Source organism: Novosphingobium sp. BF6, assembly GCF_058273105.1.
In genome coordinates this window covers 1,526,597-1,545,971 of record NZ_CM177775.1, presented here as the reverse complement: position 1 = coordinate 1,545,971, position 19,375 = coordinate 1,526,597, and the positions used below count along the sequence as shown (strand labels likewise).

The window sequence follows — 19,375 nt, the reverse complement described above, 5'->3', positions numbered from 1 at the left end:
TTACCGAAATCAGGCGCCGATAGCCTGCTTCTGCGCGATGAAATCCAGTTCGGTCTTGGCGCCGACGTTGCTCGGATCGTAGTCGAGCGACTCGCGGAACAGCTTCGCCGCATCGTCGAGCCGGCCCATCTCGATTCGGGTATAGCCCATGCCGCGCAGCGCCCGCGCCGCGACCTTGGCGTCCTCGCCCGAAGTGTTCTTGTCGACGATCGCCCAGGCATGGGCGAAGAGATCGTAGGAACGCTGCCATTCCCGGCGCGACTTGAACAGTTCGGCATATTCGTTGGCGAAATGCGCATTGTCCGGCGCGAGTTCGGTGGCGCGGCGCAGTTCGGCCTCGGCAAGGTCGCCCCGCCCGAGATCGACGAGCGCATAGCCCTTGCCGAAATGTGCATCACAAACGTCACTGCTGACCGCCACCGCCTTGCCGGCCGCGATCGGTGCCTCGGCGCCGCCCGACTGGCAGAGACGCGGACGGGCGTCGCCGCCCAGCGCCTGTTCGCTGGCAAGTATCACCGCATCGAACATCTTGACCGCCTGCGCGGGCTTGCCCGCGCGGATCAGCGCGAAGCCCTTGCTGACGTCGCCCTTGCTCGCCTCATTGCGGCTCTCGACATGGAGCGCGGTGTTCACAACCGCACCGCCGCCAATGTCGCGCGCGAAAGCGGGTCCGGAGCAAGCCACTCCAGCCAACCCGATAAAAGCAAATGAAACCGACCTCTTGATAAAGTTCATCGGTGTTATCCTCTCCAGGAACACCGATCACGCCCCAGTCGTGACCCCATAGGGTATTTGCCGGGCGATTTTCGTCGGAACAGTGTTCGTCGAAGGGGCCAGACTATCCGACGAGCGCGGTTTGACAAGAACTTTCACGAAACCCAGATAGCAGGCACGGAATCTTTCTCGTTCACCGGAGTATCCATGCCGAACAACCCCTGGAGCCACAGCCGCAATTCCGCGATCGCCGACGATGTCGATTTCGAGATCAAGGGCGCGGAACTCCAGTTCGTCGAGATCGAGCTGGACCCGGGCGAAAGCGCGGTGGCGGAAGCTGGCGCGATGGTCTGGAAGGATTCCTCCATCGCCATGTCCACCGTATTCGGCGACGGTTCCGAGCAGCAGGGCGGGGGCTTCATGGGCAAGCTGCTGGGCGCGGGTAAGCGGCTCGTCACCGGCGAGAGCCTGTTCACCACCGTGTTCACGCACGAAGGACGCGGTAAGGCGCGAGTTGCCTTTGCCGCACCGATCCCCGGCTCCATCGTGCCGATCAAGCTCGATGACGTGGACGGCCGCCTGATCTGCCAGAAGGACGCCTTCCTCTGCGCCGCGCGCGGTGTCTCGATCGGCGTGCACTTCCAGCAGAAGATCATGACCGGCCTGTTCGGCGGCGAAGGCTTCATCATGCAGCGCCTCGAAGGCGACGGCTGGGTTTTCGTGCAGATGGGCGGCACCGTGATCGAAAAGACGCTGGCGCCGGGCGAGGAACTCCACATCGACACCGGCTGCGTCGCCGCCTTCACATCGTGCATCGACTTCGACGTGGTGCGCGCGGGCTCGGTCAAGTCGATGATCTTCGGCGGCGAAGGCGTGTTCTTCGCGCGCCTGCGCGGTCCGGGCAAAGTCTGGATCCAGTCCCTGCCCTTCTCGCGCCTCGCCGGACGGATGATGGCCGCCGCCGTGCCCTATGGCGGGCAGAACCGCGGCGAGAGCACATTGCTCGGCCTCGGCGCTGTCGGGGGTATCGGTGCCCTGCTCAGCGGGGACGACTGAGCGGTTCGGATTACATCCGATAACCCATCCACTTTGCACACATTACCAAGCCTTCATGGTGGCGCCACCAAACGCCAACCATTATCGGTGTAACGGCAAGGCAGTTTCGGCTCGAACCAGGGTATCTCAAGCGCATGTGTGGAATCATCGGCATCGTCGGCAAGGAACAGGTCGCGGATCGGCTCGTCGACGGCCTCCGCCGCATGGAATATCGCGGCTATGACAGCGCGGGCGTCTGCACGGTCGAGAACGGCCAGCTGATCCGCCGCCGCGCGCAGGGCAAGCTGGTCAACCTCGTGAACGAACTCGCCCACGATCCCGCGCCGGGCCTGATCGGCATCGCCCACACCCGCTGGGCTACCCACGGCGCCCCCACCGCCGCCAATGCCCACCCGCACGCGACCAAGCAACTCGCGTTGGTCCACAACGGTATCATCGAGAACTTCAAGCCGCTGCGCGAAGCCCTCGAATCGCGCGGCCGCACTTTCGAGAGCCAGACCGATACCGAAGTGGTCGCCCACCTCGTGTCCGAGCAGGTCGAGGCCGGGCTTTCGCCGGAAGAGGCGGTGAAGGTGGTCCTCCCGCAGCTGCGCGGCGCCTTTGCGCTCGCCATCGCCTTCCGCCAGCACCCTGACCGCCTGATCGGCGCGCGCCTCGGCTCCCCGCTGGTCGTCGGCTATGGCGAGGGCGAGACCTACCTCGGCTCGGACGCCCTCGCCCTCGCCCCGCTGACGCAGCGCATTTCCTACCTTGAGGAAGGCGACTGGGTGGTCATCACCCACGACGGCGCGCGGGTCTTCGATGCGGACAACAACCCGGTGGAGCGCGAGATCGTGTCTTCCGGCGCCTCGGCGGTCGCCATCGAGAAGGGCAATTACCGCCACTTCATGCAGAAGGAGATCTTCGAGCAGCCGACCGTGGTGGCGCAGACCCTGCGCAGCTACATCCACCAGGTGGACCAGTCCGTCGCCCTGCCGCAGATCGATTTCGACCTTTCGGCGATCAAGCGCATCACCATCGTCGCCTGCGGCACCAGCTTCTACGCGGGCATGGTTGCGAAGTACTGGATCGAGACCTTCGCCCGCCTGCCGGTCGACATCGATGTGGCTTCGGAGTTCCGCTACCGCGATCCGGTGCTGGAGCCGGGCGGCCTGGCCCTGTTCATCTCACAGTCGGGCGAGACGGCGGACACGCTCGCCGCACTCAAGCACTGCAAGGCGGCCGGGCAAACCATCGCCGTCGTAGTCAACGTGCCCACCAGCACGATGGCGCGCGAGGCGGATCTGCTGCTGCCCACCCACGCCGGGCCGGAAATCGGCGTCGCCTCCACCAAGGCCTTCTCGTGCCAGCTGGCCGTGCTGGCAGCGCTCGCGGCGCATCTCGCGGTCAAGCGCGGGCGCATGGACCGGGCCGAGGAAACCGAGATCGTCCAGCACCTGCTCCAGACGCCTGCCAGCCTCAACGCCGCGCTCGCTTTCGACGAAGAGATCGCGGCGATGGCGCACCTCATTGCCCCTGCCCGCGACGTGCTCTACCTCGGCCGCGGCCCGGACTATCCGCTGGCCCTCGAAGGCGCGCTGAAGCTGAAGGAAATCAGCTACATCCATGCCGAAGGCTATGCCTCGGGCGAGATGAAGCACGGCCCCATCGCGCTGATCGACGAGGCGGTGCCGGTGATCGTCCTTGCCCCTTCCGGCCCGCTGTTCGAAAAGACCGTCAGCAACATGCAGGAAGTGCGCGCACGCGGCGGCAAGGTCGTGCTGATCTCCGACGCCGAAGGCATTGCCGAGGCGGGCGAAGGCTGCATCGCCACCATCGAAATGCCGCGTGTCCATCCGCTGATCGCGCCGCTGGTCTATGCCGTGCCGGTGCAACTGCTTGCCTATCACGTCGCCTGCGTGAAGGGCACCGACGTGGACCAGCCGCGCAACCTCGCCAAGAGCGTCACGGTCGAATAGCACCGTATCGGCGGTTTTCTTCCGTCGCAGGGGTGTTTCCTCCCATCGCGGAAATGCCCTATGGTTTACCGGGCGATAACCCTTCGCTCGGTAAGCCCTGAAATGTGAGAAAGCGGCCGCACGCCATTCAACCGCTCCCGCAGGAGCTGCCGGTCTCCGCGATCCTCGGGCTGAGCCAGCCGGCGGAAGGAGACTGGGCGCGCCTGCGCGGCATCCAATACTCCTCCCTCGGCCGGGCGCCCGTCGCGCGCGCGGTCACGCAACTGGCGGCAATGCTGGCTGCGTGCGGCTTGCTGGTTCCCCGCCTCGATCCGGTGCTCGTGCTGGGCTGGGCCGCGCTGGTCTGTGCAGCCACCTGGTACGGCACGCGCATTGACCGCGCCATTTCCGGCACCGAAGGCCGGATCCTGCACCCCGGCGAGACCCGCTCCTACCTCGCCGCCACTCTGGCGAAGGGTCTGGTCTGGTCGATCCCGGTCTGCGGCTTCGGGCCGTTCCTCGATGCGCAAATCCAGATCAAACTCTGGGCCGTCCTCGCGATGCTGATGACGGCTTTCGCCGTGCTGATCCCCGGCTTGCCGATGGGTACGCTGGTCTTCACCGCTCTCGTCGGCGGCTCGGCGATCCTCTGCTTCCTGCTTCTCGGCCTGTTCGACATGGCGCTCGTCGCCTCGGCCTTCATCGCCGTCGTCTTGGCGGGGACCATCCAGTCCGCGCGGCAGTTCCTGATCGGCAAAGTCGCCGAAGCGGGCATGGTCGAGCGGGACGAAGTGGTCTCGCTGCTCCTGCGTGAGTTCGAGGACGGCGAGGCCGACTGGCTCTGGCAGATCGACCCTGCCCGCCGCGTCCGCGCCGTCTCCCCCCGCTTCGCTTTCGCGCTCGGCAAGCAGGCACCCGAGATCGAAGGTATGTCGTTTCTCCGGCTCATCGCCGGCGCGGACTGGGAAACGGGCGATTTCCCCGCCAGTCTCCACGACCTTGCCGAACGCCTCAAGCGCCGCGAGAGCTTCTCCAACCTGCTGGTCCGCGTCACCATCGGCGGCAAGCCGCGCTGGTGGGAACTGTCCGGCACCCCGCAGATCGACGAGAACGGCCAGTTCGACGGCTTTCGCGGCGTCGGCTCCGACGTCACCGAGGCGCGGGAGAATTCCGACAAGATCGCCTGGCTCGCCCGTTACGATCCGCTTACCGGCATGCCCAACCGGCTGATGCTGGGCGAGGCGCTGGGCGAAGCGCTGTCCCATGCCGCGCAGTGGCGCCTACGCTGCGCCTTCCTGATGATCGATCTCGACCGCTTCAAGGCTGTCAACGACACGCTCGGCCACCATGTCGGCGACCAGTTGCTCGCCCGCGTGGCCGAGCGGCTCAAGGAGCAGATGACCGAGCGCGAAGTCTGCGGGCGTCTCGGCGGCGACGAATTCGCCATCGTCATCCGCGATGCCTCCGACCTCGGCTATGTCGAACGCGTGGCCCAGCGGGTGATCCAGAGCCTGTCGCAGGCCTACGAGATCGACAACCATACGCTTTTCGTCGGCGCCTCGATCGGCTCGGCCATCGGCCCGCGCGACGGCGAGGCGGTGGAAACGCTGATGCGCAACGCCGACCTCGCGCTCTACCGCTCCAAGGACGAAGGCGGCAACACGCACTTCTCTTATGAACCCGCCCTCCACGCCCACGCCGAGGAGCAGCGCAAACTGGAATCGGCGATGCGCACCGCGCTGGAGCGCAAGGAATTCACGCTGCATTTCCAGCCGGTCGTCGATGCCCGGAACGAGACCGTTGTCAGCTTCGAGGCACTGCTGCGCTGGAACAGCGCCGAGCACGGCGCCGTCAGCCCGGCGAAGTTCATCCCGCTGGCCGAGGATACCCGGCTGATCGTCCCGATCGGCGAATGGGTGCTGCGCGAGGCCTGCCGCGAAGCGATGAACTGGCCCGAGCATGTGCGGGTCGCCGCCAATGTCTCGGGCGAGCAACTGCTCGATCCGAACTTCGTCACCGGCGTCGTCTCCGCCCTCACCGAGAGCGGGCTGCCCGCCGCGCGACTCGAACTGGAAGTGACCGAAAGCATCTTCCTGCGCGACGCTACCCTCGCCCGCTCGGCGCTGGAGAAGATCATGGCGCTGGGCTGCAAGGTGGCGCTAGACGATTTCGGCACCGGCTATTCCTCGCTCGGCTATCTGCGCAAGCTGCGCTTCTCGACCATCAAGATCGACCGCTCCTTCGTGCAGGGCGCGGCCACCGGCAATGCGGAAAGCCTGGCGATCGTCCGCGCCGTCGTGGCCATGGCCGACAGTCTCGGCATGTCCACGACCGCCGAGGGCACCGAGACCGAGAAGGAAGTCGAAATGGTCCGCAAGCTCGGCTGCCGAAAGATCCAGGGCTACTACTACGGCCGCCCGATGACCGCGAAAGACGCGCTCGCGCTGTTTCGCAACCACGCCTTTTCAGCGCTTTAACTGAAGATCGGCAGAACCTGCGGCAGGTCGACCGTCGTGCGGATACCCGGCGGCGCGGCGCAGACGGCGGGAATGGCGTTGACCGGCCGGTGCGCGGTAAGGCCCGGCGTATAGGCCGCGTAGTCCTCCTCCGAGACCGGAAAAGTCACGTCCACCTTCACCGGCGTGTCCCCCTCGGTGACGATCCGCCAGCCGGATTCCCGCAAGTCCCAGTCGTGCTCGATATCCTGGGTCACGTACCAGTTGGCCCGGAAGCGCAGGACCGGACGGCCGCCGCTCTTGCAGGTGATCGTGGTGCGCATCGCCCCCACCGTCCCGGCCGCCACCGTGCCCGCGGCGATCGTCACTTCGCGCCGCGTCGGCGAGAGTTCGCCCAGCGCCTCGATCGCGTCCACTTCAAGCCCGACGGCATCCGCGATCTGCGAGAGCGAACTGCCGAAATCGCCCTTGAGGTGCTCGGCCCGGCGCTGGTCGAAGGGCGCCATCGGGGCGCCGAAGCCCATGACCTGAAACAGCATTTCCGGTGAGTTGCGGCTGGAGACGTCGGCATATTCGTCGATGGTGAGCAGCCCGTGCGCGCGCTGGAGCGACAGCAGCGGAATTACCAGTGCTTCGGTCACGAAGCCCGGACTGGAGCCGGTGCTGTAGATCGAGGCATTCCCCGCCCGGCAGGCGGCCTCCACCCGTTCGCGGAGCGCGGGATCCATCCGCGCCGGATGGTGGAAATCGCCCCGCGTGGTGACGACGTTCTTGCCGGACGCCAGCAAGGCACAGATCTCGTCGAAGTCGGCGCCCTGCCGCATGTAGAGCACGCAGTCGGCATCGAGCGCGAGCATCTCCTTCAGCGACCCGCTTGCCGTCACCCCCGTCGGCGGCAAGCCGCAAAGTTCGCCCGCGTCCTTGCCGAATTTTTCGGGCGAACGCACCCAGAGTCCGACGAGATCCATGCGCGGATGCTCGATCACCGTGCGCAAGGCGCGGCTGCCGACATTGCCCGTCGCCCACTGGATCACCCGCCAGGTCCGGTCTTCCGCCATCGTCTTTCTCCCAGGTTCGTCCATTCACGATCGCTCAGGGCGTCATCCAGCTCACGGTCTCCTGCCGTGGATCGAGCGAATCGGCCTTCCACCGCACCGAACCGAAAGGCCGTTCGAGGCGGCGGCGAACACGACCGGCGTGATGCAGGCGGTTGAACCTGTCCGCCTCCTTCTGGATCTCGATATCGGCCTGGGTGAAGCGGTCGCGCAGGCGCAAGTAGTCGCCCCAGGTCGGGCAATGGTAACGCTCGGTCCAGAGCGCGGGATCGGCGATATCGCGCGCAAGCGACCATTCGAAGCCGCCGTTGCGTTTGCGCATCGACTGCATTTTCATCATCACCGCGTAGAAATCCCGCGCCTCTCCGGGATCGACCTCGTAATCCACCTCGATCACCACCGGTCCGGAACGCAAGGTCAGTGCCATGCCGACCGCCGGTTCGTGACCGAGCGCAACTTCGGCGGTATCACTCTCGTCGCGCCCGACCGGAAGGAGCAGGCCGAGCAGCGCCGTCGCGCCAACCGCGATACCCGAGGCCACGAGCGCGAAGGCCACGCTCCGGCCCGCCGCCACTTCCCCCCAGCCCCAGGCGCCCAGCCCGATCCCGGCGGTGATCGCCGAGGAAAACAGCGAAAGCGCCCGCGCCGTCACCCAGCGCGGCGCCGAAAGCTGCACGGTCACGTTGAACATCGCGATGGTCAGGATATTGCAGGCGCCGACCACCAGGAAGGCCCCGCAAGTCAGGACGATCGCGTGGCTCATCCCGATCGTGACGAGCGCGAGGCCCGTACCGACTGCGAATATCCGCAAGGCCAGCTCGGTCGGGATCGCCTCGCGGATCCGGCTGACGAAGAGCGCGCCGGTCACGGCGCCGACACCCTGCGCGCCTAGCAGCACGCCGAACGTGGAGGCATCGCCGTGCAGCAGGTCGCGCGCGATCAGCGGTGCCAGGGCGGAAGCGGTCGCCGTGCTCAGTCCGAAGACGAGCACCCGTACCAGCGCCGTGCGGATCGCCGGAGCGTGGAGTGCATAGCGAACCCCGCCGACGATCGCGCGGTCCATGCGCTCGGGCGGCAGCCGCGAGGGGGTATGGCGCCGCCGCCAGAAGAAGAAGGCGAAGAGCAGCGGCAGATAGAGCAGCGCAGTCATGCCGAACACGGCCTTCGCCCCGTAGATCACCACGATCAGCCCACCCAGTGCCGGACCGAAGCTGCGCGCAAGATTGTAGCTGATCGTGCCCAACGCCACGGCGGCAGGAAGGTGCTCGCGAGAGACCTGTTCCGGGATCGAGGCCTGCCACGAAGGCGAATAGAGCGCGACGCCGCCGCCGATCAGTACGCAGAAAGCCAACAGCAGCCAAGGCGTGACGAGGCCCAGGAAGGCGATGCCCGCCAGCACCGCCGCGCAGATCGCGCTGAAGGTCAAGCCGGTCATGGCGATGCGGCGGCGATCGAACATGTCGGCTATCGCCCCGGCGGGAAGTGTCACCAGCACCAGCGGCAGCATCAGCGCCGACTGCACCAGCGCGACCATGCTGGGCGAAGAACTGAGCCGGGTCATCTCCCAAGCCGCACCGACACCGAGGAAGAGCTGTCCGAAGTTCGAGAACAGGCTGGCTGTCCAGATCCGTCGGAACGTCGGCTCGCGCAGCGGTGCAAAGGCACCGCCTTCCGGCGGTCGGGGTACGAACGTTTCGCCGGACGGCTCCCCGCGTTTCACTCCGCCATCCCCTCTCTCATTGCCTTTTCGCAAGGGATGATGGCGCCCGTCCCGGGATCGTCAAGCGCGCCGCCCGCGATTGACCGAGGCCCCGCCCCCGCGATATGCTTTCACCTGAAAGCAATCGCCAAGGCGATAGGAAACGGACCTCCGATTGCATTTGCCCAGGTGCGCCAGCATGACCCCGGACAAAGAATGCCGGGTGCCGCGCGCGAAGCGCTTTCCGGCCGGGACCAGGAGGAGAGCTGACCGTGACCGAGGCCTATATCATCGACACCGTCCGCACGCCGCGCGGCATCGGCAAGATGGGCAAGGGTGCCCTCTCCGCCCTGCATCCGGAGCATCTCTCCGCCGCCGTGCTCGCCGCGCTGAAGGAGCGCAACCGCTTCGACACCGCCGATGTCGACGATGTGATCTGGGGCGTGTCCGCCGCGATCGGCCTGCAAGGCGGCGACATCGGCCGCATGGCCGCACTGGACGCGGGCTATGACGTGAAAGCAGGCGGCGTCACGCTCAACCGCTTCTGCGGCTCCAGCCTGACCGCAACCAGCCTCGCCTCGGCGATGATCCTGTCCGGCATGTCCGACCTGATGATCGCGGGCGGGATGGACATGCTTTCCTATGCCAATGCCCATGGCATGAAGATGCGCGAAGCGGGTCTCGGCAGCGCGGGCATGGGCGCGGGCAATCCGCGTCTTCAGGCCAGGCATCCACAGACCAACCAGGGCGTCGCCGCCGACGCGATCGCGGCGATGGAAGGCATCACCCGCGCCGAACTGGAAGCGCTCGGCGTCGAGAGCCAGCGCCGCGCCGCCCGCGCCATCGCCGAAGGCCGCTTCGACAGGTCTACGATCGTCGTGAAGGACGAGGCGGGCAACGTGATCCTCGACCACGAGGAATATCCCCGCCCGGATACGACGGCGGAAGGCCTCGCCCAGCTCAAGCCCGCCTTCGAGATGCTTTTCGACATGCCCTCGGCGCCCGGCGGCAAGACCTATCTCGAACTCGTCCACCAGGTCTATCCGGACCTCGACGTCAAGCCGATCCACCACGCCGGGATTTCCTCGGGCGTCGTCGACGGCGCCTCGGCGATCCTGCTTGCCTCGAAGGACTATGCCGAAAGGCACGGGCTGAAACCCCGCGCCCGCATCGTCGCGATGGCCGAGACCGGGGACTGCCCCACCCTGATGCTCAACGGCCCGGTTCCGGCAGCGAAGAAGGTCCTCGCCAGGGCCGGGCTGACCAGGGACCAGATCGACGTCTGGGAAGTGAACGAGGCTTTCGCCGTCGTCGTCGAGAAGTTCATCCGCGACCTTGACCTCGACCGCGCGAAGGTCAATCCGAACGGCGGCGCGATCGCGCTCGGCCATCCCGTCGGGGGAACCGGGGCCATCCTTATCGGCACCGCGCTCGACGAGCTGGAGCGCAGCGGCGGGCGCTATGCCCTCGTCACCATGTGCGCGGCGGGGGGCATGGCACCGGCCATCGTCATCGAACGCGTATGAACGCAGTCCAAGGAGTATCGAGTTGGCAACCGAGGCGGAAGACAAGCTGACCGGCAGGCTGGGCGAGGCCCTGAGCGACGGCGAGATCAGCACCCGGCGGCAGGTCGGCCTGCGGATGACGGTGATTTCCCGCCTCCAGCGCAACAATTTCGACCGCAAGGTCGCCGTCCTCAACGTCACCCGCTCGCAGTGGGCGATGATCGCCGTGGTCTCGCGCTATCCGGGTTCGACCCAGCGCACGATCGCCGAATATCTGGAGATGTCGGAAGCCTCGGCAGGCCGGTTGATCGACCGGCTCTGCGCCGAAGGGCTGCTCGAACGCCTTGATCGCGCCGACGACCGGCGCGCCCGCGCGGTCTATCTCACCGATGCGGCCCGTCCCCTGCTCGACCAGCTCGGCAAGATCGCCGACGAAGGCGAAGAGAAGATGTTTCACGGTTTCTCGGACAGCGAGGTCGAGCAGCTTCGCGACTACATGAACCGGATCTACGACAACGTCAGCCGGGGCTGATCCCGGTTCACGCGCAAGAAAAAGGGCGGCCCGTGGAGCCGCCCTTTTTCGTTCTCGGCAAGAAGTTCACTTCGCCGAAGCGATGTCCTTCTTCGACAGCGAGGTGGTGAGCTTGCCGTCCACGGCAGCGAGGCTGGCGGCCGGAACGGTGACGAGGCGGCCGTTGAGGATGACCTGCGGATTGCCGTCGGCGGCAACGCGGTAGATCGGCGCGAGGCGGCTACCGTTGCCCATGTAGAGCATCTTGCCGGCGGTCAGGTCGAGTGGCGCCGCGGCCGCTTCGGTGACGGCCTGAACCGACTGGCTGGTTTCGGCGAAAGCGGCGGGAACCAGGGCGAACGAGGCAACCGAAGCAGCGGCAGCGAGCGCAACGAATTTCTTCATCCAGGCATCTCCAAATGATCTTGTTGGCTTTTCGAAAGAGCCGTCGCGGCTTCTCGATTTACTAACCTAGGTTAGGTTTTGCTGAACGTATAGTCAATTGCGTTTTTAACATCAGTCGCGACAGTTTACGCAACCATCGCCTCTGCGGAAATCCGGGTCTCCGGCACCGGGCGGCATGGCAGCAGCGAAGATCGCGGGAGCGTATCGCGCGGCTTGGACCCGGCATGATCGTGCCCGCGATGGCGCGTGCCTTGTCAGCCCTGCCCTTTGCGCTCACATCCAACGAGACCTCGGCAGGCCCGGAAATCCTGCCAAGCAAGGCTCGGTGCGAAGACCGATGACAACACAACAGGCGGGGACAGGCGGACGATGTCGACAAAGGTGATGCAGGGCGTGCGCGTCCTCGAAGTGGCGCAGTTCACCTTTACGCCGGCGGCCGGAGCGATCCTGGCCGACTGGGGCGCGGACGTCATCAAGATCGAGCACCCGGTGCGCGGCGATACCCAGCGCGGCTTCCTCAACATGGGCGGCGTCCAGCTCGATCCACTGCGCCATACCTTGTTCGAGCATCCCAACCGGGGCAAGCGCAGCGTCGGCATCGACCTCTCGACCACGGAAGGCCAGGAACTGCTCTACGAACTGGCCGCGCAGTGCGATGTCTTCCTCACCAACTACCTGCCGCAGGTGCGCCAGAAGAACCGCTTCGACGTCGAGCACATCCGCGCCGCCAATCCCAAGATCATCTATGCCCGCGGCAGCGCCTGGGGCAACAAGGGACCCGAGCGCGAAAAAGGCGGCTTCGACGGCACCGCCTTCTGGTCGCGCAGCGGCATCGCCGATTGCATGACTCCGCCCGAACTGCCCGGCCCGCTGTCGCAGGGCATGCCCGCCTTCGGCGATTCGATCGGCGGCATGTTCATCGCCGGCGGCATCTCCGCCGCGCTCTATCACCGCGAGAAGACCGGCGAAGGCACCGAACTCGACGTCTCGCTGATGAGCACCGCGGCCTGGGCCTCCGGTGCCAATATCGCGCAAGTGGTGGAAACCGGCGTGGTCTCGCGCAATTCCATGCCCACTTCGGGCGGCAGCGCGAAGAACCCCTTCATGGGCAATTTCTGGACCTCGGACGGACGCACGATCAACTTGTGCATGGTCAGCCCGACCGGCCTGATCCGCGATACTTTCGAGCACGTCGGCCGCGCCGATGCTGCCGGCGATCCGCGCTTCCAGGACGTGCTCAGCCTGATCGAGAACGCGCAGGCGGCCAGCGCCATTCTGGTCGAAGCCTTCGCCGCCAAGCCTTTCGCCTACTGGCGCGAGCACCTGAAGACGCTCAAGGGCCAGTGGGCGCCGATCCTCAACCTGCTCGAACTGACAGGCGACGAACAGGCGCTCGCCAACGACCTGCTCGTCGAAGTCGAGGCGGCGGACGGCGGCGAGCCGCTCAAGCTGGTGCGCGGCCCGGTGCAGTGGAACGGCGAGGCGCTGGAAACCACCCGCTCGCCGCAGGCCTCGGAGCACACCGAGATCGTGCTGATGGAACTGGGCGTCGAATGGGACAGGATCGAGGACCTCAAGACCAAGGGCGCGATCGCCTGAGCGTCCTTCGAAGACAGTGAACAGGAAGTTGGGAAAATGAAGCCAGGAACCCGTCTGAAAAGCGCGGCTTGCGATACCGAAGTCATGGTAATCCGTAGCGGCGAGGGGACAATCGAATGCGGCGGCGCGCCAATGGGCGAGGCCAAGCCCGCCGATGCCGCGCCGCTCGCCGCCGATTTCTCCGCCGGTACGCTGATGGGCAAGCGCTACGTCGATGCCGACGGCAAGTACGAACTGCTCTGCGTGAAACCGGGCAAGGGATCGCTGGCGGTCGACGGCGTGGCACTGGTCGTCAAGGACGCCAAGCCGCTCCCCGCCTCCGACTGATCCGGCCCAGCAGCATCCAGGCACCCGATGAACATCGCCCTCCTTCTCGAAATGGCGGCGGAAGCCGCGCCCGACCGCATCGCCCTCGTCTGCGAAGGCAAGCGGTGGACTTACGGCGACCTGCTGGCCGCCGCCCGCGGCGCTTTCGAGCTGATCCGGCAAAGCGATGCCCAATACGTCGCCCTGCTCGACGAAAGCAGCGAGGCGGCGGTGATCGCGGTGTTCGGCGCGGCGCTGGCGGGGGTGCCCTATTGCCCGCTCAACTACCGCCTGCCCGACGCCGATCTGGCGGCCCTGCTCGGCCGCATCGCCCCGGCCCTCGTGATCGGCGACGAGGAGCGCATCACCCGTATTGCCGGAGAACAGGATCACACCGTGCTCGCCCGCGAGGACTTCGCGCTCAAGGCGCAGGAGACCGTCCCCGCCGGGGATGCCCGCGAATACGATCCCGGCGCCGATGAATCCGGGGGAGGCGTGGCGATCCAGCTCTTCACCAGCGGCACCACCGCCGCTCCGAAGGCCGCGATCCTGCGCCACGCCAACCTGCTGGGCTACATCCTCGGCACCGTCGAGTTCGGTTCTGCAGAGGAAACCGACGCTGCGCTCGTGGTCGTGCCGCCTTATCACATTGCCGGTATCTCGGCCCTGCTCTCCTCGATCTATGCCCTGCGCACGATCGTCATGCTGCCGGCCTTCTCGCCGGAGGGATGGCTGGAACTGGTGCGCACGGAGCGAGTCTCCAACGCCTTCGTCGTGCCGACCATGCTCTCGCGCATCGTCGAGGCCATGGAACGGGTCGGTTCACCCGACATATCCAGCCTGCGTGCCATCGCCTATGGTGGCGGCAAGATGCCGCTCGAAGTGATCCTCAAGGCGCTGGACCTGTTCCCGCAGGCAGGGTTCACCAATGCCTATGGGCTGACCGAAACCAGCTCGACCGTGGCCTTGCTCGGCCCCGAGGATCACCGCGCGGCACTGGCTTCCGACGATCCCGCCGTCCGCGCCCGCCTGACCTCGCTGGGCAAGCCGATCCCGACCGTCGAGATCGAGATCCGGGGCGAGAACGGCGAAGTCCTGCCCGCCGGAGTGCCCGGCGAGATCTACGTGCGCGGCGAGCAGGTCTCGGGCGAGTACAGGGAAAAGAGCGCGCTCGATGCCGAGGGCTGGTTCCCCACCCGCGATGCCGGTTACAGGGACGAGCACGGCTACCTGTTCCTGTCAGGCCGCGCCGACGACGTGATCGTGCGCGGCGGGGAAAACATGTCGCCGGGCGAGATCGAGGACGTGCTGCTGACCCACCCCGCCATCGCCGATGCCTGCGCCTGCGCGATCCCTTCGGTGGAATGGGGCGAGACCGTGGGCATCGCCCTGGTCCTGCGCGAAGGCCATGCCGCCCCGGCCGAACCGGATCTCAAGGATCTCGTGCGGGCGCGCCTGCGTTCCTCGCGCGTGCCCGAGAAGATCGTCTTCCTTGCCGAACTGCCCTACAACGAAATGGGCAAGCTGTTGCGGCGGAAGGTCAAGGATCTCCTTGCGAGCTGAAGCGGAAACCACCCCGCCCGCGATCCCGCTGGCGCGCTGGGCCGATCGGCAACTGGAGGCGCTCGCCCGCGAACACGGCCTTCCGCGCCTTGCTGGCGCGACCTTGCTGGGCGAGCGCGGCGCCCATGGCGGCTACCGCATCGGCGGGCGGACTTCCGCAGGCCTCGGCGCCAGTCGCCTGCTCCCCACCCGTGACGGCGGCTGGTTCGCGCTGACCCTGATCCGCGAGGTCGACCGCGAACTGCTCCCGGCCCTGTTCGGCGACGCCGACCTCGCGATCCACGACGATAGCGCCATCGCCGCCGCCGTGCTCCGACACCCTTGCGCCGAGCTTGTCGAACGCGGCCGCCTGCTCGGCCTGCCGGTCGCCGGCGCCCACGAAACGCCGGTCTGCGCCCCCATCGAATTGCTCGAACGCGGGGAACACCGCGCGCGCCGCGAAGGCGGTGGCCTCGTCGTGGACCTCTCCGCGATCTGGGCGGGACCGCTGGCCGGGCACCTGCTCTGGCAGGCGGGCATGGACGTGGTGAAAGTCGAGAGCCGCACGCGGCCAGACCTGATCCGCCGCGACGATCCGGCGACGTTCGATATCCTCAACCAGGGCAAGGCCAGCCTGCTCGTCGATCTCAACGACGCCGAAGACCGGCAGCAACTCGTCGCACTGATCCGCCGCGCCGACGTGGTGATCGAAAGCGCCCGGCCGCGCGCGCTGCGCCAGTTCGGAATCGATGCGCAGGCACTGGTGCGCGAGGTTCCGGGGCTCGTCTGGCTCTCGGTCACCGGACACGGCGCGCGTGGGGACGCGGCAAACTGGGTCGGCATCGGCAACGATTGCGGCGTCGCCGGGGGCCTGTCCCGCGCGCTCGCCGAGGCGACCGGCGAGATCGGCTATGTCGGGGACGCCATCGCCGACCCGCTCACCGGAATCGTCGGCGCGCGCGAAGTGCTTCGGGCGCTGCGCCAAGGCACCGCGAAACGCATCGGCCTGTCGATGAGCGCGATCGCCGCGATGGCCCTCGCCGAGGAGCGCAGCTTCGATCCCGCAATGCTGGGACGAGAACTTCGCGCCTGGGGCCGATCCACAGGCCGCCCCTTTCCCGAGATCGACCGGCGCCAGCTCTCGGCCCCGGTCCGCCCCTTCGGCATCGATACCCGGCGCTATTTCGGAGAGAGCGTGCCGTGCTGATCCGCGACGCCGATATCTACGGGCATGGCCATGCCGACATGCGCATCGAGCAGGGGACCGTGACCGCCATCGGCAGGCTGGAGCCGCATCCGGGGAAACCCGTCATCGAGGCCCATGGCGGCGCGCTGCTTCCCGGCCTGCACGATCACCACCTGCATCTTGCCGCGCTGGCCGTGCGCGACGCCTCGATCGCCTGCGGGCCGCCGCACGTGACGAGCCGCGACGATCTCGCCGCCGCGCTCACCCGCCCCGGCAGCGATTGGCTGCGCGGTATCGGCCTTTGCGAAAGCCTGCTCGGCGGCACTCTGCCGGATGCGCGGATGCTGGACGCCATCGTCTCCCACCGGCCGTTGCGGGTGCAGCACCGCACCGGCCGCATGTGGTTCCTGAACTCGGCGGCGCTCGCCGAACTGCTAGGCCGCGCCGCGCCGCCGCCGGGTCTCGAACGCGAGCACGGGCGCTACACCGGCAGGCTGTTCGACGAGGATCGCTGGTTGCAGCAGGCACTTGCCGCCACCCCGCCGGATTTCGCCGCGACCAGTGCGCGCCTCGCGGCCTGCGGCGTGACCGGCGTGACCGACATGTCGCCCGCTAACGAACCGCAGATCGCCCGGCATTTCGCCCGCCAGATCGCCGAGGGCGCACTCCGGCAGTCGCTCGTGCTGGCAGGCGCATTGTCGCTGGCGGAAGCACCGCCGGAGGGCTGGCGCCTCGGTCCCGCCAAGCTCCACCTTCACGAAAGCGCCCTGCCCGATTTCGACGAAACCTGCCGCTGGATCGCCCGCGCGCACGAACAGACGCGCGGCGTCGCGATCCACTGCGTCACCGAAGTCGAACTGGTCTTCTCGCTGGCGCTTCTCGAAACGGCGGGAACGCGGGAGGGCGACCGCATCGAACATGCCTCGATCGTCTCGCCCGACCTTGCCCTCCGCATGGCCGATCTCGGCCTCAAGGCCTGCGTACAGCCGCAGTTCGTTGCGGAACGCGGGGACCGTTATCTGGCCGAAGTCGAAGCACGCCACCATGCCGATCTCTATCGCCTGCGCAGCTTGCTGGACGCGGGATTGACGCTGGCAGGCGGCAGCGACGCGCCTTACGGCAGCACCGATCCCTGGGCCGCCATGCGTGCAGCCGTGGGGCGCCGAACCTGCGCGGGAGTCGCCTTCACGCCGCAGGAAGCGCTGACGCCCGAACAGGCCCTCGCCCTCTACCTCGCCGACCCGCTGGACTTGTCCCGGCAGCGCCGCGTGGACTTGGGCGAACCGGCCGACTTGTGCCTGCTGAACCGCCCCTGGCGCGAGGCCCGCGAGCGGCTGGACAGCGGGGATGTGCGGATCGCCGTGGCTTCAGGCCGGGTCATCCACCAGCGCGTCGACCAGCCCCCAGTCGAGCGCCTCGCGCGCACCGAGGCGGCGACCGCCTAAGACCATCAGCAAGGTCCGCTGGCGCCCGATCCGGCGGCTCAGCGAGACGCAGCCCCCGGCGCCGGGAAAAATGCCCATGGCCAGCTCGGGAAGCTGGAACCAGGAACGCCGCGTCGCCGTGATCCGCCGGGCAAAAGCAGCCAGTTCGAGTCCGGCGCCGACGCAGGCGCCGTCGACATGCACTTCCAGACGCGCCGCGCAGCGCACCGCCTCCCGCGCGGGAAGCGTGGCGCAGCGGATGGCATGGGCCGTCGCCGGGTCGGTCGTCGTGCCGAATTCGGAAAGCTCGGCGCCGAGGCTGAAAGTCCTGCCCTCGCCCCGCAGGATCACTCGCACGATCGACGTGTCGGCATTGGCCAGCGCGAATGCCTCGTGCAGCGCGTCGCGCATCGCGCGGTCGATGGCATTGCCCGCCTCGGGCCGGTCCAGCGTCACGGTCAGCACGTCGTCTTCGCGCAGCAGGCGGACCCGGCCTTCCGCCGCAGCCCCGCTACGGGGCCGCGCCGCGATCCAGCGGCGGTGCGCCTCGCTTCCCTGCAAGGCGGCATAGGCCAGCGACTCGGCATTCAGCGCATCCTCGTCCGAAAGCTGCGGCACCATGCGCAGCAACTGCGTGACCACACGCGCGGCAAGCGGCTGGGCAGAGACCGAGCGAAACACCGCCTCAGGCGTAAATCGCGGTTCGAGCACGGCGTCGAGGCGCGCGGACAGCGGATGATCGCAAGGTCCCAGAGCGATCACCGGAAACGGCGGCAGCGCAAGAGGGATCGTTTCGCCGTCGTCATCGGAAAGGTCCACGAACGCCACCGGCACCTGCGGAAATGACCCCGGATCGCTCAGGTCGCGCAGTCGCAAGATTGCATGTTCCGGCATCATCAAGCCCCGCATTCCCTCGGATCTGTCGCTTGTTCGGCGGAGCATGGACCGGGCGGCCCGCCGTGGCCAGCCCACCGCACTTCATCGCATGTGCGAAGCCTATTGATGCGCGATCGCCTTGATGATAACCAAGCTTAGCAAAAAACGAGTCTGCCTCAGTTTTTAAGGACCGACTCGCGGAGAGAAGTGAGTTCACCATAACCACCCCCAAGGGAGGAGAGACCTCATGCCTGGAAAGACGACCTCATCGAACAAGGCGAAGATCGCCCGCCGCGTCATCGAAGTGCTGGAATATTTCGACGATTCCCATCGCGAAGCGACCGTCATGGACATCGTGCGGCGCTATAATCGCCCGCAGTCGAGCACCTCGGAACTGCTTTCCAGCCTCGTCGAGCTGGGCCTCCTGCACAAGGACCCCTACTCGCGCGCCTATAGCCTGACGCCGCGCGCGGCCCTGATCGGCACCTCGGGCCAGCCCGAACTGGTCCGCGACGGACGCATCGTTCGCCTGATGGACCGGCTCGTGGCGCAGACCGGGCTGTCGGTCGCCCTCACCTCGATGGTCGGCCTCGACGTGCAGATCGTGAACTGGCGCCACGGCCCCCGCGCCCTTGCCGCCACCCGTGAGCTTGCCGGGGGCGTGAAGGAACCGCTGGCCCGCAACGGCGCCGGCCTGCTCATGCTCTCGACGATTGCCCGCCAGCGCTGCGAAGGCATGGTGCGCCGCCTCAACGCCGAGGCTGGCGAACTCGAAAAGTTCCAGTTCTCGGACATGATGGCACGCGTCGACGCCTGTCGCGATCCGCGCTACGTATTCGGCCCGGCCGGGTTCGGCAGCGGCGCCGAGGCGCTCTCCGGCCTCGTCCCCCGGCAACCCGAAGGCCATCCGCTGGTCATCAGCCTGATCTACGGCAAGGACGACAAGGTCAATCCGGAGGCCCTGCTCCAGTCGCTGAGCGAAGCCATGCGCAAGTGCCTGCCCGATCCGGTCGTCATGCCGGAACCCGAACAACTTCCGCACGCTGCCTGATGCGGGCCTGAACGGGTCGCACCGATACGGGACGGGCCTCGCGACGTCGCTCG

Annotated in this window: 16 protein-coding genes; 11 read left to right on the top strand and 5 right to left on the bottom strand. The window is 67.2% G+C overall.

Features of this window, described 5'->3' with window-relative positions:
* Nucleotides 1-9 precede the first annotated feature (9 nt).
* On the bottom strand, nucleotides 10-684 hold the full coding sequence (locus tag AC4D6D_RS07675) for a tetratricopeptide repeat protein (RefSeq protein WP_491327220.1): 675 nt from the start codon (nucleotides 682-684) through the stop codon (nucleotides 10-12).
* Between the two features lie 237 nt (nucleotides 685-921).
* Here AC4D6D_RS07675 and AC4D6D_RS07670 point away from each other — a divergent pair, with 237 nt between their 5' ends.
* From AC4D6D_RS07670 to AC4D6D_RS07660, 3 genes are all read left to right on the top strand, one after another.
* Entirely contained in the window at nucleotides 922-1,770 is an 849-nt protein-coding gene (locus tag AC4D6D_RS07670; protein ID WP_491327148.1) for a TIGR00266 family protein, read from the top strand.
* 134 nt (nucleotides 1,771-1,904) lie between these two features.
* Nucleotides 1,905-3,728 (top strand): glutamine--fructose-6-phosphate transaminase (isomerizing), encoded by a 1,824-nt coding sequence (glmS, locus tag AC4D6D_RS07665; protein WP_491327147.1) that lies wholly within the window; start codon nucleotides 1,905-1,907, stop codon nucleotides 3,726-3,728.
* 104 nt (nucleotides 3,729-3,832) lie between these two features.
* A complete protein-coding gene (locus AC4D6D_RS07660) occupies nucleotides 3,833-6,184 on the top strand; it encodes a putative bifunctional diguanylate cyclase/phosphodiesterase (protein ID WP_491327146.1) in 2,352 nt (783 codons plus the stop codon).
* Here AC4D6D_RS07660 and AC4D6D_RS07655 read toward each other — a convergent pair.
* Nucleotides 6,181-7,221: an NAD(P)H-dependent amine dehydrogenase family protein gene (locus tag AC4D6D_RS07655; RefSeq protein ID WP_491327145.1), complete on the bottom strand. Its 1,041-nt coding sequence runs from the start codon at nucleotides 7,219-7,221 to the stop codon at nucleotides 6,181-6,183. The genes AC4D6D_RS07660 and AC4D6D_RS07655 overlap by 4 nt on opposite strands.
* Nucleotides 7,222-7,255: 34 nt before the next feature.
* Complete coding sequence (locus AC4D6D_RS07650; protein WP_491327144.1) at nucleotides 7,256-8,938, bottom strand: MFS transporter; 1,683 nt, start codon at nucleotides 8,936-8,938, stop codon at nucleotides 7,256-7,258.
* Between the two features lie 251 nt (nucleotides 8,939-9,189).
* Here AC4D6D_RS07650 and AC4D6D_RS07645 point away from each other — a divergent pair, with 251 nt between their 5' ends.
* Complete coding sequence (locus tag AC4D6D_RS07645) at nucleotides 9,190-10,443, top strand: acetyl-CoA C-acetyltransferase (protein ID WP_491327143.1); 1,254 nt, start codon at nucleotides 9,190-9,192, stop codon at nucleotides 10,441-10,443.
* Nucleotides 10,444-10,465: 22 nt separating this feature from the next.
* Nucleotides 10,466-10,954: a MarR family winged helix-turn-helix transcriptional regulator gene (locus tag AC4D6D_RS07640; protein ID WP_491327142.1), complete on the top strand. Its 489-nt coding sequence runs from the start codon at nucleotides 10,466-10,468 to the stop codon at nucleotides 10,952-10,954.
* Between the two features lie 66 nt (nucleotides 10,955-11,020).
* Here AC4D6D_RS07640 and AC4D6D_RS07635 read toward each other — a convergent pair whose 3' ends face one another.
* A complete protein-coding gene (locus AC4D6D_RS07635) occupies nucleotides 11,021-11,338 on the bottom strand; it encodes a hypothetical protein (RefSeq protein ID WP_491327141.1) in 318 nt (105 codons plus the stop codon).
* Nucleotides 11,339-11,707: 369 nt separating this feature from the next.
* Here AC4D6D_RS07635 and AC4D6D_RS07630 point away from each other — a divergent pair, with 369 nt between their 5' ends.
* The 5 genes from AC4D6D_RS07630 to AC4D6D_RS07610 are packed head-to-tail and all read left to right on the top strand — an operon-like array spanning nucleotide 11,708 to nucleotide 17,416.
* Nucleotides 11,708-12,937: a CaiB/BaiF CoA transferase family protein gene (locus AC4D6D_RS07630; RefSeq protein ID WP_491327140.1), complete on the top strand. Its 1,230-nt coding sequence runs from the start codon at nucleotides 11,708-11,710 to the stop codon at nucleotides 12,935-12,937.
* Between the two features lie 36 nt (nucleotides 12,938-12,973).
* Complete coding sequence (locus AC4D6D_RS07625) at nucleotides 12,974-13,264, top strand: hypothetical protein (protein ID WP_147220093.1); 291 nt, start codon at nucleotides 12,974-12,976, stop codon at nucleotides 13,262-13,264.
* Between the two features lie 27 nt (nucleotides 13,265-13,291).
* The gene (locus AC4D6D_RS07620; protein ID WP_491327139.1) at nucleotides 13,292-14,806 is read left to right on the top strand and encodes a class I adenylate-forming enzyme family protein; all 1,515 of its coding nucleotides are present in this window, start codon (nucleotides 13,292-13,294) and stop codon (nucleotides 14,804-14,806) included.
* Entirely contained in the window at nucleotides 14,796-15,992 is a 1,197-nt protein-coding gene (locus AC4D6D_RS07615; protein ID WP_491327138.1) for a CoA transferase, read from the top strand. Before AC4D6D_RS07620 ends, AC4D6D_RS07615 begins: the two co-directional genes overlap by 11 nt.
* On the top strand, nucleotides 15,986-17,416 hold the full coding sequence (locus AC4D6D_RS07610; protein ID WP_491327137.1) for an amidohydrolase family protein: 1,431 nt from the start codon (nucleotides 15,986-15,988) through the stop codon (nucleotides 17,414-17,416). The genes AC4D6D_RS07615 and AC4D6D_RS07610 overlap by 7 nt, the downstream gene beginning before the upstream one ends.
* Here AC4D6D_RS07610 and AC4D6D_RS07605 read toward each other — a convergent pair.
* On the bottom strand, nucleotides 17,339-18,271 hold the full coding sequence (locus AC4D6D_RS07605; protein WP_491327136.1) for an enoyl-CoA hydratase/isomerase family protein: 933 nt from the start codon (nucleotides 18,269-18,271) through the stop codon (nucleotides 17,339-17,341). The genes AC4D6D_RS07610 and AC4D6D_RS07605 overlap by 78 nt on opposite strands.
* Before the next feature lie 247 nt (nucleotides 18,272-18,518).
* Between AC4D6D_RS07605 and AC4D6D_RS07600 the strand changes: the two genes are divergently transcribed.
* Nucleotides 18,519-19,322: a helix-turn-helix domain-containing protein gene (locus AC4D6D_RS07600; RefSeq protein ID WP_147220089.1), complete on the top strand. Its 804-nt coding sequence runs from the start codon at nucleotides 18,519-18,521 to the stop codon at nucleotides 19,320-19,322.
* Nucleotides 19,323-19,375 lie beyond the last annotated feature (53 nt).

Bases quoted from the DNA above. Each gene is read 5' to 3' on its own strand.
- AC4D6D_RS07670 (WP_491327148.1), top strand. From the start codon at position 922: ATGCCGAACAACCCCTGGAGCCACAGCCGCAATTCCGCGATCGCCGAC.
- glmS (WP_491327147.1), top strand. From the start codon at position 1,905: ATGTGTGGAATCATCGGCATCGTCGGCAAGGAACAGGTCGCGGATCGG.
- AC4D6D_RS07655 (WP_491327145.1), bottom strand. From the start codon at position 7,221: ATGGCGGAAGACCGGACCTGGCGGGTGATCCAGTGGGCGACGGGCAAT.
- AC4D6D_RS07635 (WP_491327141.1), bottom strand. From the start codon at position 11,338: ATGAAGAAATTCGTTGCGCTCGCTGCCGCTGCTTCGGTTGCCTCGTTC.
- AC4D6D_RS07630 (WP_491327140.1), top strand. From the start codon at position 11,708: ATGTCGACAAAGGTGATGCAGGGCGTGCGCGTCCTCGAAGTGGCGCAG.
- AC4D6D_RS07625 (WP_147220093.1), top strand. From the start codon at position 12,974: ATGAAGCCAGGAACCCGTCTGAAAAGCGCGGCTTGCGATACCGAAGTC.
- AC4D6D_RS07620 (WP_491327139.1), top strand. From the start codon at position 13,292: ATGAACATCGCCCTCCTTCTCGAAATGGCGGCGGAAGCCGCGCCCGAC.
- AC4D6D_RS07600 (WP_147220089.1), top strand. From the start codon at position 18,519: ATGCCTGGAAAGACGACCTCATCGAACAAGGCGAAGATCGCCCGCCGC.